Raw genomic sequence first — 13,581 nt, forward strand, 5'->3', positions numbered from 1 at the left:
GTGAGGTTACTGCCCTGATACGTGACGGACGAGCGGCTGGTTTTCGCACGGCTGGAGCTGAATGCGTCGTTGATCTGATTCGCGTTGACGGCAATATCGCCCCACGCGTTCAGCAGCATATCGCCGCCGGAGGCCAGGTTCGCCCCGGTAACGGTGATGTTTTTACCCGCCTCAAGCGACAGACCATCCTGCGCGGTAATGGACGCCGTGTTGCCAAGAATCGTGTCCTTCAGGCCGATGTTGCCGTACTTCCCTCCGGCGTTGATATCAATCTGCTCAACCTGGGTCAGGTTGTTGATGCTGCCGTCCAGGCTCTCCAGCGCGACCGTTTTGCCGCTGATGGTGGAGCTGATGTTATTGATATCGCCTATGGCGCTCAGGTTAAGGTCGCCGCCCGCTTTCATCAGGCCGTTGCTGAGGTTGCTGATGCTGTTCTGGCTGTCGAGCGTCAGGCTGTTTTTCGCCAGCAGCGAGCTGCCGCTGTTGGTGATGCTGCCTCCCTTCAGGGTGACGTTGTTGCCCGCGATCACGCTGCCGTTATTGACGGTGACGTCCTTCGGCGACAGGTAGAGTTTCGGCACCATCACCGTTTCGCCGTTGACGGTGGCTTTCTCCCACCACAGCAGGCTGTGGTCGAGCGCGGCAATCTGATCGGCGGTCAGCGAGACGCCAAACTGCAGGCCCAGCGACTGTTGCGCCGCCGCCGCGTTGTCCATCAGGTAGCGCATCTGATCAAGGTCGGATCCGATGCCGTTCAGGTAGCGATTACCGGTCTGGTTGAGTACCACGTTGGAGACATAGCGGGTATCGAACGCCGCATCGCCGAGGAAGCGGTAATCGTAATCCGGGTTCAGGTTGAGGCGCCCCAGCATATAGGACGAGCCGAGGAACTGCTTCTCGTCGGTAAACGCCAGCCGCGTCTCCTGCGGCGCCGTGGACGACGGTTTGATCCCGAGCATCGCGTTCAGGTCGGCAAACAGGGCGGGATCAAGCTGTCCGAGACCGTTCAGTTTTGGGTTGATGCCGATCAGGTACGGGCTTTTCGGGTTATCGGAAAAGACGAAATAGCCGTTGTTGCCCGACGGCAGCGGGTAAGCGCTGGTATCGACGCGCTGTCCCTGGTAATGCCCGACGGCTCCGCCCTGAGCGGTTCGGAGATCGGCGGTGGTGACTCCGGCGTTCGCCAGCGCGCCCAGCTGGCCGAGGTTCGCGTTGCCTTTCTGCGTGGTGCCAATGTTGCTGAGAGGCGTGCCGGACGCGCCGCCGTTTTCCAGCGCACCGCCGCCGTTAAGCTGCTGCAGCGCACCCTGGAGCTGGTCGTTCCACTGCGGCGAGTTCACCGCCACGGTGCCGGTCGTGTTCAGCCCCTGTTTTTGCACCCCGCTGCCGACAGTCTGGTTGCTGAGGGTGTTCAGGGACGGCGTGGAGATAACGTTGCTGACGCCGCCCGCGTTAGCGGTGGTACTGGTGTTGCTGATGTTGCTGGTGAAGTTTGCGGTAACGTTACCGCCCGCCTGGATGACAGAACGATATACTGTTCCTCCGGATCCTTCGTCCCGATCATCACCCTGTGCAACATAGTGAATGGGGGTCTTCTTATAAACATCTGCGTCTACCGACGCGGAGGGATTTGCTTTACGATTATATTGCTCACGGTCGGCAACATATGTCCTGTAACGCGTCACCGTACCATCAGTCCATGACTGATTTTGCAGAGTCGTACCAGAAAGGAACATATCTTTCGCGGCAAGCATTGTACTGGCATTATTTTCCAGTTGTCCCGCCTGAATGACCATCCCCTGGGCTGAACTAATCCGTCCTGCTCCACCATTTGCGGACACAGTTTGTGTCGTTCGTAAAATCGCAATCTCTTTCGCCGGACTGTTTTTCATCGGCATCGGAGTAGCTATATCCCTGCATGTAGGACCAGCTCCGTGCCCTGGACTGCCACCGCCGCTGCAGGATTCCATGACGATATAGCCATAATCGGTTCCCGCGATCAGCTCAGAAAGAGGGATATCCGCATAGCCGTCCTTCAACCACTTGACCTGCTCCATCAGGTTTTCGGTTTTGCTGTTAAGCACCACCAGACCATCCCTTTGGTTCAGCAAATGCCCCGTTCTGATCGCAATATCGCCATTCTGCGTCTCAATATTCCCCGACGTGTTCACCACCTGGCTGTTGGCATTCCCCGCCGCATCCCGCTGCATCCACAGGTTGTTCCCCGCCATGATGTCGCCGCGCCGGTTGGTGATGCTGTCGGCAAACAGCGCCAGGTTATTCGCCGCGTACAGCAGCGCGGTGTTGACGATGGCGCCCGGTGCGCTGAGGGTCAGCGAGCCGCGCGTGCCGGTGAAGCCGTCGACGGTAATATTGCTCCGGCTGGCAACGGTAATGTCGCCCCCGCCCTGCACCGAGCCCGCGGCGTTCAGCGCCACGCTGCTGCCGGAGAGCGTACTCGTGCCGCCGCCGGTGGTGATTTGTCCGCTGTTGCTGAGCTGCCCGCCCGCGCTGAGGTTAACCGCCTGCCCCTGCAGCACGCTGCGGTTATCGATGTCGCCGCCGCTGCTGATGGTCAGGGTTCGGCCTGCCGCCACGGCGGTCCGGCTGGTAAACGCGTTCGTCAGCTGCAGCGTTAAGTCCCCCAGGGAGACCAGCTGGCCGGTAAGGTCCAGCCCCCGGCTCTGCAGCCACAGATTGCCGCCGCTCAGCAGCTTACCGCCCGCGCTCTGGGTCACCTGGTCGGCATTAATGTTCAGCTGCGCGTTGCCGAGCAGCGTGCCGCTGTTGTTCAGCTGGCCGTAGTTAACCGTCAGCTGTCCCGCCTGGGTGGTGCCCCGGCTGGCAAAGGTGGTGCCGGTCAGCGTGGCCCGGTCGGCCACCCACGTGCCGCCGTTAGTGGCGTTTGCCGCATTGAGTATCAGGTCGGTGGCCTGCAGCCAGCCGGTGCCGGTGAACTGCGGCGTGCCGAGCGTCAGGCGCGCGCCGGACAGCAGCCTGCCGTCGTTACGCGCCTGTGAGGAGGCGGTCACGCGCGTCTCGCCGCCGCCCTGAATCAGGCCGTAGTTAAACAGCGCGGGCGTGGTCAGCGTCAGGCCATCGCGGCTGACGATTTCGCCTCCGCTGCTGTTGGTCAGCGTCCCGCTGAGGGCCAGCGTCGCGCCGTTATCGCCCTGCAGGCGTCCGCCGTTGGTGAGCGCCCCGGTGGTGATGCCAAGCGTGCTCCCCTGCATTTTGCCGTCGCTGGTGACGGAGGCCGCCGTGACGTTCAGCGCCCCGCCGGACAGCAGGGTGCCGCCAGACTGCTGGCTGACCGCGCCGGTCTGGCTGAGGGTCAGGCCATTCACCCCGCTGATGGCGCCGCTGTTGCTGAGCGTGCCGCCGGTCAGCGTCAGGTTTTTCGCCGCCCACTGCCCCTGGTTCGCCAGCGTCGCGGCCTGCAGCGTGGCGCTGCCCAGCGCGGTAATCTTACTGCCCGTGGTTCCGGTGAGCGTGTCGGCCAGCGTCATCTGCAGCCCGTCGGCGCTCTGCACCGCGCCGCTGTTGCTGAGCGATCGGGCGTTAAGCAGGATGTTCTGCGCCTGCCAGCTGCCGGCGTTGGTCACCGCGCCGGACGCAATCGTCAGGGTGCCCTGGGTAAGCAGCTTACCGCCTGCGCCGTTAATGAGTTCCTGCTGCGGCGCGGCCATCGCCATACGCGCCATCAGCCGCTGCTGCCCCTGAACGGTCAGGCTCTGCAGGCCGGTCAGGGTGCCCTGGTTGTTAATGCTGTCCTGGCGCAGCGCGAGGGTGTTCCCCTGCACGGTGCCGCTGTTTTTAAGCGTGCTGCCGCCGAGCGTCATATCGCTCTCGCTGAGGAGCTGCCCGCGGTTATCCAGCGTCTGCGCGGTGATATCCGCACGCCCCTGGCTCATCAGCGAGCCGGCTGAGGTCAGCGTGCCGCCGGTCGTGGCCGTCAGCGTTCCCTGGCTGAGCAGGGACCCGCCGTGCGTCCAGTCGCTGGCGCGGATGTCCGCGCCGTTCCCCTGCAGCGTGCCCTGGGTGGCCAGCTGGCCTGCATCCAGCGTCAGCATACCGCCGGAGAGGGTGCGCGAGGCCGCACCCGTGGTCAGCGTGGTCCCGGTGAGCGCCAGGCCGTTCGCTCCCTGCATCAGCCCGCCGTTGTTCATCTCGCGGGCAGTGAGGGACAGCGTGCCGCCGGTGATGCGCCCCGGGTTCGCCAGGGTGTCCGCGGTGAAGGCGGTCGCGCCGCCGCTCTGCAGCAGCCCGGTATTGGCTAACGCCCCGCCGAGCGTGCCGCTGAGCCCCGTCTGCCCGTTCACCGTGCCGCTGTTGGTGAGGGTGGTGCCGGTCATGTCCAGCGTCGCCCCCTGCAGCGTACCGGCGTTCCTCAGCTCTCCGCCCGTCAGCGTGAAGCCGCCGCCGGAGAGCCATTTACCGTTCAGTTCGTTGATAAAGCGGTCAGCGGCGGCGTTAACCGCGCTGCTGCCCTGCATCAGGCCGCTGTTGCGCAGCTCCGTCGCGCCTGCGGTCAGCGTTCTGCCCGCCACCGTGCCGCTGCTGGTCAGCGTCGTCGCGTGAAGCGCGGCATCGCCGGTGGCCACGATGTTCCCGGTACTGGTCAGGGCGTTGCCCAGGCCCAAATCCAGGTCCTGCGCCTGAATATCGCCCCGGTTCGTCAGGTCGCTGCCCCGCAGGGTGAACCCGCCGTTCACCAGCAGCAGGCCGGCGTTATCGAGCGTGTCGAGGGACAGGTCCAGAGAACTGCCGCTAATCAGCTGCCCGGTGGCGCCGTTGCTCAGGGCGCGGGTGGTCAGCGCCAGCGTGTCGTTGCCCTGAAGAATCCCGGTGTTGTTCAGCTGCGCAGCCTTCACCGTGAGGGCTTTCCCGGCCAGCTGGCCGTCGTTAAACAGCTGCGCCGCCGTCAGCGTGAACAGGTTCTGGCTGAGCAGGGCGCCGGTGTTATCCAGCCTGCCGGTCGCGGCAAGCGTCAGGGCATCCAGCGCCTGAACGCTGCCCTGGTTATTCAGACTCCCGGCGTCAAGCGTCGCGCTGCGCCCCTGCAGGCTGCCCGCGTTGCTCAGCGTTTGTCCGCTGAGCGTCAGGGTCCCGCCGCCCGTCACCTGCCCCTGAGTCTGGTTCGTGAAGGTATTCCCGGACCAGGCCAGCGTGCTGCTGCCCTGAAGCAGGCCGCTGTTCTGCAGGTCGCCCCGCAGGGTCAGCACTTTCGCCAGCAGCTGGCCCCGGTTATCGGTATTGCCGGCCTGAACGTCCAGCGCCTGCTGGCTGAGCACCTTACCGCTGTTGGTCAGCGCGCCGGTCACCGCCGCCGTCACGCCCGCTTCCCCCAGCGCGTTGCCGGTGTTCATCCACTCGCCGGTGGCGACCGGCCATCAGCCCGCTGTTTGTAAGTTCAGCGGCGGTCAGCGTCAGGCCGTCCCGGGCAATCACCCGACCGCCGGCCTCGTTGCTGGCCCGGTGGGTCAGGTTCAGCAGCAGCGCGGTGGCGCTGAGCTCGCCGCTGTTAGCCAGCGTTTCACCGTTAAGCGTCAGCGTTCCGCCGCTGCGCAGCGCGCCGCGGTTAGTGAGGTCTGCCACGCCAAGCGTCAGGGCCGTGTCCCCCTCAACGGTACCCTGGTTCTGCAGGCTGTCCGCCGTGATGTGCAGGTCGCCGGCGGCAATACTGCCCGCGTTAGTAAACGCAGTGCCGTTCAGGGTGAGCCGGTCGTCCGCCAGCAGGCGTCCGGTATCGGTGTTGGTCAGGCTGAGGTACTCACCGCTCAGGCTGACGCCGTTGATTTCGCCCTGGTTTGTCAGCGTGTCGCCTTTAATGCGCAGCGTGCCGTCGGTGGTGATAAGCCCGCCGTTGGCCAGCGCCGGGATATTCAGCGTTAAATCCTGCGCGCTGTAGACCGACCCGCCCGCGAGGTTCGTCAGTGACCCGGTCTTCAGGCCGAGCAGGGTGGTCCCCTGCAGCAGCCCGCCGTTCTCCACCGAGGCAGCGTCCAGCGCCAGCGTACCGGCAACCAGCGAGCCGCTGCTGGTGATGCGCCCGGGGGCCGTCAGGGTCATGCGGTCCGCTTTTGCGGCGCCGGACTGGAGGATGTTATTTCCGCTGAGGCTGAGGGTAGCGGCGGTGAGCTCGCCGCCGCTGGTCAGATCGCCGGACGCGTTAAAGCTCAGCGCGTCACCGGTGGATTTCCCGGCGTGCGTAATCGTGCCCGCCGTCACCGACAGGGCGCCTTTCGCCGCCTGCGTGCCGTTCAGCGCGGCATTCTGCGCCTGCAGGGTGAGCCCCTGCCCGCTCTGCAGGTGCGCATCCCGGCCGGTGGTCAGGTCGCCGGCGCTGACGGTGACCGCCCCCGCCGCGTCCGTCTGCCCGTTCAGGCTGGCGCTGCGGGTCGCGGTAATCTGTATATTGCCCTGGCTGGTCGTGCGGGACGCCTGACCGCTGGTCAGGGTGCCGGCCTGCGCCGTCAGCGCCGTGGCGCCGGACAGGGTGCCGTTTTGTTCAAGGTTGCCTGCGGTCACGTCCATCGCGCCGTCAGCCAGCAGGCTGCCGCCGTTACGCAGGGTCTGCTGCGCCGTGACGGTCGCATCACCTTTCGCGCTCAGCGTGCCCCGCTGCTCAAGGGTTCCGGCGCTCAGCGCCAGGTTGCCGGCGCTCTGCAGGGTGCCGTTGTTGGTCACCGTCTGTCCCTTCAGGGTGACGTCGCTGCCCTGCGCCGTGCCGTCATTCGTCAGCTCTCCGCCGTTCACGTCAAGGCGGCCTTTCGCCGCCAGCAGGCCGCTGCTGGACACCCTGTCGCCGGAGAGCGCAATGTCGCGCCCCGCATTCACCTGCCCCTGGTTACTGACGGTGCTGCCCGTCAGGCGGATATCTGCCGCGGCATCGGCCCGGCTCTGGCCGTCCAGCACCAGCTGCCCGCCGCTCAGCGCCAGGCTCTCTCCTGCCGAGACCGCACTGCCCGTGGAGGACAGCGTGCCGCCGCCGGTCAGCGTCGCGCGGGTATCGCTTCCGCTGCGGGTATTCGTCAGGGTGATATCCTTCCCGGCCGCCACGCTGAGCGCACCCTTGCTGGTGACGCTGCCGCCGCGCTGCGTCAGGCTGCCGCCGGTGGACAGCGTGGTGTCGCCCTGGCCCGTCAGCGTTGCATCCGCAAGCGCCATTCCCTGTTTGCTCGTGACGGTCAGCGCCCCGCCCTGTGCCGACACGCCGCCGCCGTTGACGGTCAGAGTGTCCTGACTGTCCAGCGTCGCCGCGCCGCGGGAGATAAGGGAGGTATTGCTGAGCGTCATCGCCTGCCCGCTGCTGACCGCCAGCGCGCCCGCGCTGTTTGTCCCGCCACCGGTCATCTGCACTTTCCCCGCCGCAGAAAGGCGCATATCGCCCTGGCTGGCGAGCGTGCTGTTACTGAGCTCCATATCCTGCGAGCTGGCCACGTTCAGCGCGCCACCGGCCTGATGGCTGCCGCTGAGGGTCACTCCCGCGCCATTCGCGCGAATCGAGCCGCTGGCCAGGCTGTTCCTGACCGTCAGTCTGCCGCCCGCATCCAGCTGAATGTCGCCCTGGCGCGCGGTGAGGTTGCCGAGGTTCACCCCCACGCCCGCCTCGCTGGAGACCAGGCGGATACGGTTGGCATACATCCCGCCGAGCGCGCTGGTATCCACCGCCACCACGGGCGCGGCGCCCTCACCGGCAATCGGCCTGACGCTGCCGTCTGCGCCCACGCGGTTCGCCCCTGCCGTTACCGTCAGGTCGTTCGCATGTATTGCGGCGTTCACTTCCGTTGCGCGCGCAATAATCGACAGCGCGTCGCTTTTACTGGCGTCCAGCCCCTGGCCTTCAACCGTGATGGCACCTTTCGTCACCTCCAGCGCCAGCAGGTTACCGCTGGCGTCGAACTGCGGTTTCCCCGTGGTCAGGGTGACGTTCGGGGTGTTGATAAATCCGCATCCGTTACAGGTGATCCCGTACGGGTTGGCCACCATAACGTTTGCTGCCTTACCGGCGACTTCCGTGTAGCCCTGCAGCTGCGAGCGGCTGGCGCCCGTGACTTCGTTGATGATACCTTTCGCTTCCCGCCCGGCCTGCAGGTTGGGGTTGTTCTGGATAAGCCCGCCCAGCTGGGTCCGGGTTAAACGGTCCGTGCCGTTATTGAGGATAAGCCCCTCGTTGCCGACGTTATACTCACCGAACTGGTTATGCGAGATACCCGCCCCGTTGGGCGTGGCGATGTTGACGACCGGCACCCCGTTCCCCGCCCGATCGACCGTGGTCTGCCCGGTCGGCGTAAGCGCCGCCGCGACGGCGGGTGCCACCGGCTGCCAGACCATCAGGCCGCAGACAATCCAGCTGATCAGACGCTGCGAGAAACGAACGGGTGGGTGACGGGTATCCATAGTCGTAGAGTCTCTTAAAGCATGAAGGCAATGCGCCAGTTAACGCTCACATGATCCGGGCCGAGCCAGTCGGGGTAGTGCAGAGGCGTGCCGACCGAAATCTGGCTGCTGTACCCGCGCCCTGCGCTGCTCAGCCCCACCGAACCGCCCCACAGCGTGCCGGAGGCAAAGCGGTCCTGACGGTCTTTTTCCAGCCAGCCGCCGTCAACGGCGACCGTTGCGCTTACCGCGCCAATCACCGGGAGGGTGAAGAGGGAATACCCCAGCTCGTTACGCCAGTAGCCGCCGTTATCCCCGGACAGGTACTGCTCTTTAAAACCGCGCACGGAGCTTTCGCCGCCGAGCGTCAGGCGCTCGGAGCCGTACAGCCGGTCGGGCGACCACTGGCCGTAGGCGCTGGTCAGCCACCACGCGTTGCGGGCGACAGGACGCTGGAAGCTGGCGTTCAGGCTCCATTTGCGGAATTCCGCGCGCGGCATATCCCCGGATTTATTTTCGTCGGTTTCGGCACTGAACCACGGCATGCCGTGGCTCCAGGTCGGGTTGAAGGTCGCCACGCCGCCCAGCATTTTTTGCGTGTGGGTAATCCCGAGGGCCAGGCTGGAGAGGTTGCGCGTGCTGCTCTGAAGCGGCGCGTCGTTGAGCCAGTTGCGGCTGGAGCGCTGAACCACGCCTGCCGCAATGCCGGTTTTCACATCCCCGTTGCGGAACACCACCCAGGACGCGTTAAGGCGGTGGGTTTTAGTATCGCCCGTGGAGAGCCAGTTGAACCCCTGGTTACTGATGGTGGTCCGGTAGTTACTCCAGGCGTAGCTGTAATCCAGCAGGCCGTAGCCGAACGGCACGCTGACGCCCGCCTGGAAATTCTGCGCATCGTACGCGCTGGCAAAATCGCTGCTGCGCCCGCCGCTGACAAACCATTTATCCGCCAGCCCCAGCATATTATTGGCGGTGAGCACGCCACTCAGCTGATCTTCGCCGGTGCTCTTCTGCCCGCTATTATCCAGGCTTACGGATACACTTAAGGGAAATTCCGGTTTTGCCGTGAGATTAACGATGGAATATCCGGCCTGCGTTCCCGGCAGAATTTCAATCTGCACCGGGTCGGTACGCAAACGGTTAATTTGCTCCATGCCCTGTTCAATGTCGCGTAAATTAAGGATGCCGCCCACCCGTCCCGGAAATGCCATTTTCAGCATGCGCGGCGTTTCGCCTTCCAGACGAATTGCTTCCAGTCTGCCTTCCAGCACAACAATATTCAGCTGACCGCCGGAGAGATCCTGCTCGGTGAGAAAGGCGCGGCTGGTGATATATCCCCGGCTGATATACCAGTCAGAAATATGGGCGAGAAGTTCCGTTATTTTCGCCATATCCAGACACCGGCCCTGCCACGGTGCGACAAGGGTCTGACGGGTTTTCGGGGAGATTAAGGTCGCACCGGAAAGGGTAATGGTATTAATGGTGAAACAGGGCCCGGAGCCGGTTGCAGGCAGAGGCCTGGCAGGCGCGGGGCGAGGAATACTCCGCTCCAGCTCTTCGCGCTGTTGCTGGTTCTGTAATAAAAGCTGCTGCTGTTGCTGCTGAATAGCGTCGCGATCGGCTGGCGACAAGGGGGCAGCATTCACACTCGCTGAAAAAAGCGCAATTAATAATATAGCAACAGTATAATTCACAAATGAAACTATTCTATTTTTTATTTCGGAGCTATTCATCCATGCCACAAAAATGTCCGCAATGATTACTTTTGTAATATAAGAGTATTCTTAAAGCGAGTATATCTAATTTGCATTAGGGCCCCTAAAATTAATGGTTCTTTCGGAAAGGTGAGAAAGATATTAAGAGAAAATAAGAAATGGTTTAACTCACCCTTAAATCTTGAGTTAGCCGTAATACACTAGCTGTGGAGACGAAACGTTTTTCTCCACTCCGCCGGACTGACCCCAAAACGCGCCTTAAACTGCTGTCGCCAGGTGACGGGGGAATTAAATCCCACGAGTTCAGCCACGCGCTCAATCGGCATATTTCCGGCCTCAAGCAGGATCTGGCTGCGCCGCAGGCGTTCGGCGGTAAGCCAGTCGGCGACGCTCATCCCCGTGGCTTTAATAAAATGCCGGGTCAGGGTGCGGCGGCTCATCGAAACCACCTCTGCCAGCGAGTCCAGGCTATGCGGTTCGGTGATGTGCTGCTGTAGGTAGTCAATCAGGCAGTTAATGCGTCCGTCGCGGGTATCTTTGGGTACCGGCTGGGCGATGAACTGCGACTGACCGCCCTCGCGGTGGGGCGGAACAATCATCCGACGGGCAATCTGGTTGGCGACCACGCTCCCAAAACGCTGGCGAATGATATACAGGCAGCAGTCCAGCGCAGCCGCGGTACCGGCAGAGGTGATGATATTGCCGTCATCCACGTAAAGGGCATTAATATCCAGCTGAACGCGCGGGAAGAGCGACTGAAATTGACGTTCGAACTCCCAGTGGGTGGCCGCACGTTTGCCGTCGAGGAGCCCCGCCCAGGCAAGAACAAACGACCCCAGACACAGCCCGACGATTTCCGCACCGTTGTCTCTTGCCTGCACCAGGCTGTCGAGCAGCGCCTGGGGCGGTCGTTCAAGGACGTGCTGCCAGTAGGGAACGACGACAATATCGGCCTGACCCATAGCGGTGAAATCCTGCGTGGCGTTGAGGGCAAATCCGTCTTTTGAGGTGAGGAACCCCGGCGTTTCGGCGCAAATCGTCACGTTAAAGCGCTTTTCGCCGGAGACCGAATCGCCAAACAGAATGCAGGGAACGGAGTAGTGGAACGGGCTGAACCCGTCTACCGCGACAATCGCGACGTTGATTAGCGACATCTGTCTCTCCTTTCCCTTTTAGACGCTCAGAATATAACGGTTTCGCCATCCTGGGGAATGCTCACCGCGTCACTCACCTGATTGGCTTCAACGTACTCACGCAGCGCGCTGCGGGTCAACAGGCAGTGGTTAATCGCCTCCATATGGCTCGCCACAATGTTGGCCTGCGGCAGCAGGAAATGAACGTTAAGCACATCCTCCTGCCCCATAATAATGGGCCCAAAACCAATGACGTGTGCATAGCCAGCGTTCAGTACCACCACGTCCGGCTGGTGCTTTTGCAGATCGGCCGCTACTTCGTCACGCCAGACGGTATCCCCGGCAAGATAAAGCGTCTTCTCATCGGGATGACGCAGCACCACGCCGCAGGCCTCGCCCAGCCGCTCCGCCAGCTCCGGCACGGCGTAAGCGCGATCGGTGCCGTGCTGCCCGCCGTGGGTTTTCGCAATCTGAATATCGCCGAAGAAGGTCGCGTCGGTCATGACCGTCAGGTTGCTGAATCCCTGGCTGCGCAGCAGCGCGGCGTCCCGGTCGTTTTGCACGTAGATCGGTTTGTCTTTGGCGATCAGTTCCGCCGCGGCGCGATCCCAGTGATCGTCATGGGTATGAGTGACGATCACCGCGTCGGCGTCCAGCAGCGTATTGACGTCAACGGGGAGTTCGACCGTCGGGTTACGGCGTTCGGCATACGCCGTGCCGGGAAAGCCCGGATAAGCCCCCTTCGGGGCCAGCATCGGGTCGATTAAAAGACGTTTTCCGGCGTAGGTAATCAGCTGGGTGGCGTTGCGAATGTGGGTAATGTTCATGGGCTATCCTCCGGTTGGTGTGATAAGGAGGATAGCCAGCGGTCGCAGCTGACGCTGTGGGTTAAAGGGCGATTACCGATGGAATCGGGCCAATTTAAGCAACCCGTTTTCCGTCAGATCGTTTACCAGCCCGGCACCGCCCCGCCGTTAAAGATCGTCTCCGCCGCTTTCGCTACCTCAGGCGATTGATACGACTGGATAAATTCCTTCACGTTCTCCGCGTCCTTGTTGTCTTCGCGCGTCACCACGATGTTCACGTACGGCGAGTTTTTGTCTTCAATAAAGACGCTGTCATGCACCGGCGACAGCCCGGTTTGCTGAATATAGGTGGTACTGATGATGGCGACATCCACTTTCGGGTCGTCCAGCACGCGCGGCAGCTGTGCCCCTTCCAGCTCCATAATTTTCAGCTGCCTAGGGTTGGCGGTAATATCCAGCGCCGTCGGCAGCAGCCCGGTGCCCGGCTTCAGGGTAATGAGCTTCTCCTTTTGCAGCAGCAATAGCGCGCGGCCAAGGTTGGTCGGGTCGTTTGGAATGGCAATGGTTGCCCCGTCCTTCAGGTCAGAGACGGATTTGATTTTGCGGGAATAACCGGCCATCGGGAAAACGAAGGTGTTCGCCACGGCCACCAGCTTGTAGCCATGCGCCTTGTTATCTTCTGCAAGGAACGGACGATGCTGGAAGACGTTGGCATCCAGTTCCCCCTGGTTAGTCGCATCGTTAGGCAACAGCGAACCGCTGAAGCCGACCAGCTCTACGTCCAGGCCATATTTCTCTTTTGCCACCTTTTTGGCGACTTCCGCTACGTCCTGTTCAGCGCCGTTGATGACGCCCACTTTAATGTGTTTGGCATCGCTGCCACTTTGATCGCACCCTGCCAGCAGCAGGCCAGCAAGTACCAGAGCACCCAATCGACGTTTCACAAGACAGTTCCTTTTGCTGAATGTTGTAGTGACTATATCGACAACGAAGCGGTGAAATAAAAACCGAAAAAGAATCAATAAGAAGGATCGGTTATATGCGAGTATTGCCGGGTGGCGCAGCGCTTACCCGGCCGACAGATTCAGGGCTTAAAGGGCTTTCGCCAGGTAATGTCGCTGCATGCCCGGGTACGGATAATCCTGCAAAGACATCTGCAGCTGGTACCCCTGTTTTTCATAGAACGGGCGCGCCTGGAAGCTGGCGGTGTCGACCAGCGCATGCTTGCAGCCTTTGCGTCGGGCTTCCTCTTCGGCCGCTTTGATGAGCTGGCTGCCCACGCCGGATCCACGCACGGCGTCGCTCACCCAAAGAAAGTCGATATTCAGCCAGTCGCCTTTACGCACCCCAATTAGCCCGCCGAGCATGGCGCCTTTATCGTCCCGCACGTAAACGCCAATGTCGCCGCTAAAGTTCGCCAGATCGATAAACTGTCCGTTAAAGGCTCTCAGACCGACGAGTAACTCTTCTTTTTCCTGCGCCGTAACCGCATGAGTAATGCTCAGGTGCATATTTTTATCTCCTTGTTATCTGTGCCGCTTCACT

The 13,581-nt window shown here is 62.3% G+C and carries 7 protein-coding genes and 1 pseudogene; all 8 read right to left on the reverse strand.

Annotated features, from left to right (window positions below; all coding sequences use genetic code 11):
* A partial coding sequence (locus LA04_RS25170) for a beta strand repeat-containing protein (protein WP_442854762.1) occupies positions 1 to 5,369 on the reverse strand: 5,369 nt, incomplete at its 3' end.
* Positions 5,296 to 7,425, reverse strand: coding sequence for a beta strand repeat-containing protein (locus tag LA04_RS25175; protein ID WP_442854763.1), 2,130 nt, complete (start codon positions 7,423 to 7,425; stop codon positions 5,296 to 5,298). The genes LA04_RS25175 and LA04_RS25170, both read right to left, overlap by 74 nt.
* A 15-nt stretch (positions 7,426 to 7,440) precedes the next feature.
* Positions 7,441 to 8,403: pseudogene (locus LA04_RS25180) on the reverse strand (filamentous hemagglutinin N-terminal domain-containing protein); the annotation flags it as partial.
* A 14-nt stretch (positions 8,404 to 8,417) separates the two neighbouring features.
* Positions 8,418 to 10,115, reverse strand: coding sequence for a ShlB/FhaC/HecB family hemolysin secretion/activation protein (locus LA04_RS00010; protein WP_052119504.1), 1,698 nt, complete (start codon positions 10,113 to 10,115; stop codon positions 8,418 to 8,420).
* A gap of 182 nt (positions 10,116 to 10,297) precedes the next feature.
* Positions 10,298 to 11,251 (reverse strand): GlxA family transcriptional regulator, encoded by a 954-nt coding sequence (locus LA04_RS00015; RefSeq protein ID WP_047649982.1) that lies wholly within the window; start codon positions 11,249 to 11,251, stop codon positions 10,298 to 10,300.
* A gap of 26 nt (positions 11,252 to 11,277) precedes the next feature.
* Positions 11,278 to 12,057: an MBL fold metallo-hydrolase gene (locus LA04_RS00020; protein ID WP_047649983.1), complete on the reverse strand. Its 780-nt coding sequence runs from the start codon at positions 12,055 to 12,057 to the stop codon at positions 11,278 to 11,280.
* A 122-nt stretch (positions 12,058 to 12,179) separates the two neighbouring features.
* Positions 12,180 to 12,980 carry a lipoprotein NlpA gene (gene nlpA, locus LA04_RS00025; protein WP_047649984.1) on the reverse strand — a complete coding sequence of 267 codons (801 nt, stop codon included), beginning with the start codon at positions 12,978 to 12,980 and terminating at the stop codon, positions 12,180 to 12,182.
* A 147-nt stretch (positions 12,981 to 13,127) separates the two neighbouring features.
* A complete protein-coding gene (locus tag LA04_RS00030; protein WP_047649985.1) occupies positions 13,128 to 13,547 on the reverse strand; it encodes a GNAT family N-acetyltransferase in 420 nt (139 codons plus the stop codon).
* Positions 13,548 to 13,581: the final 34 nt, after the last annotated feature.

Origin of the sequence: Enterobacter sp. UCD-UG_FMILLET, from assembly GCF_000762975.1 — a bacterium.
In the GTDB taxonomy this organism is placed as follows: Bacteria; Pseudomonadota; Gammaproteobacteria; order Enterobacterales; family Enterobacteriaceae; genus Enterobacter; species Enterobacter dykesii.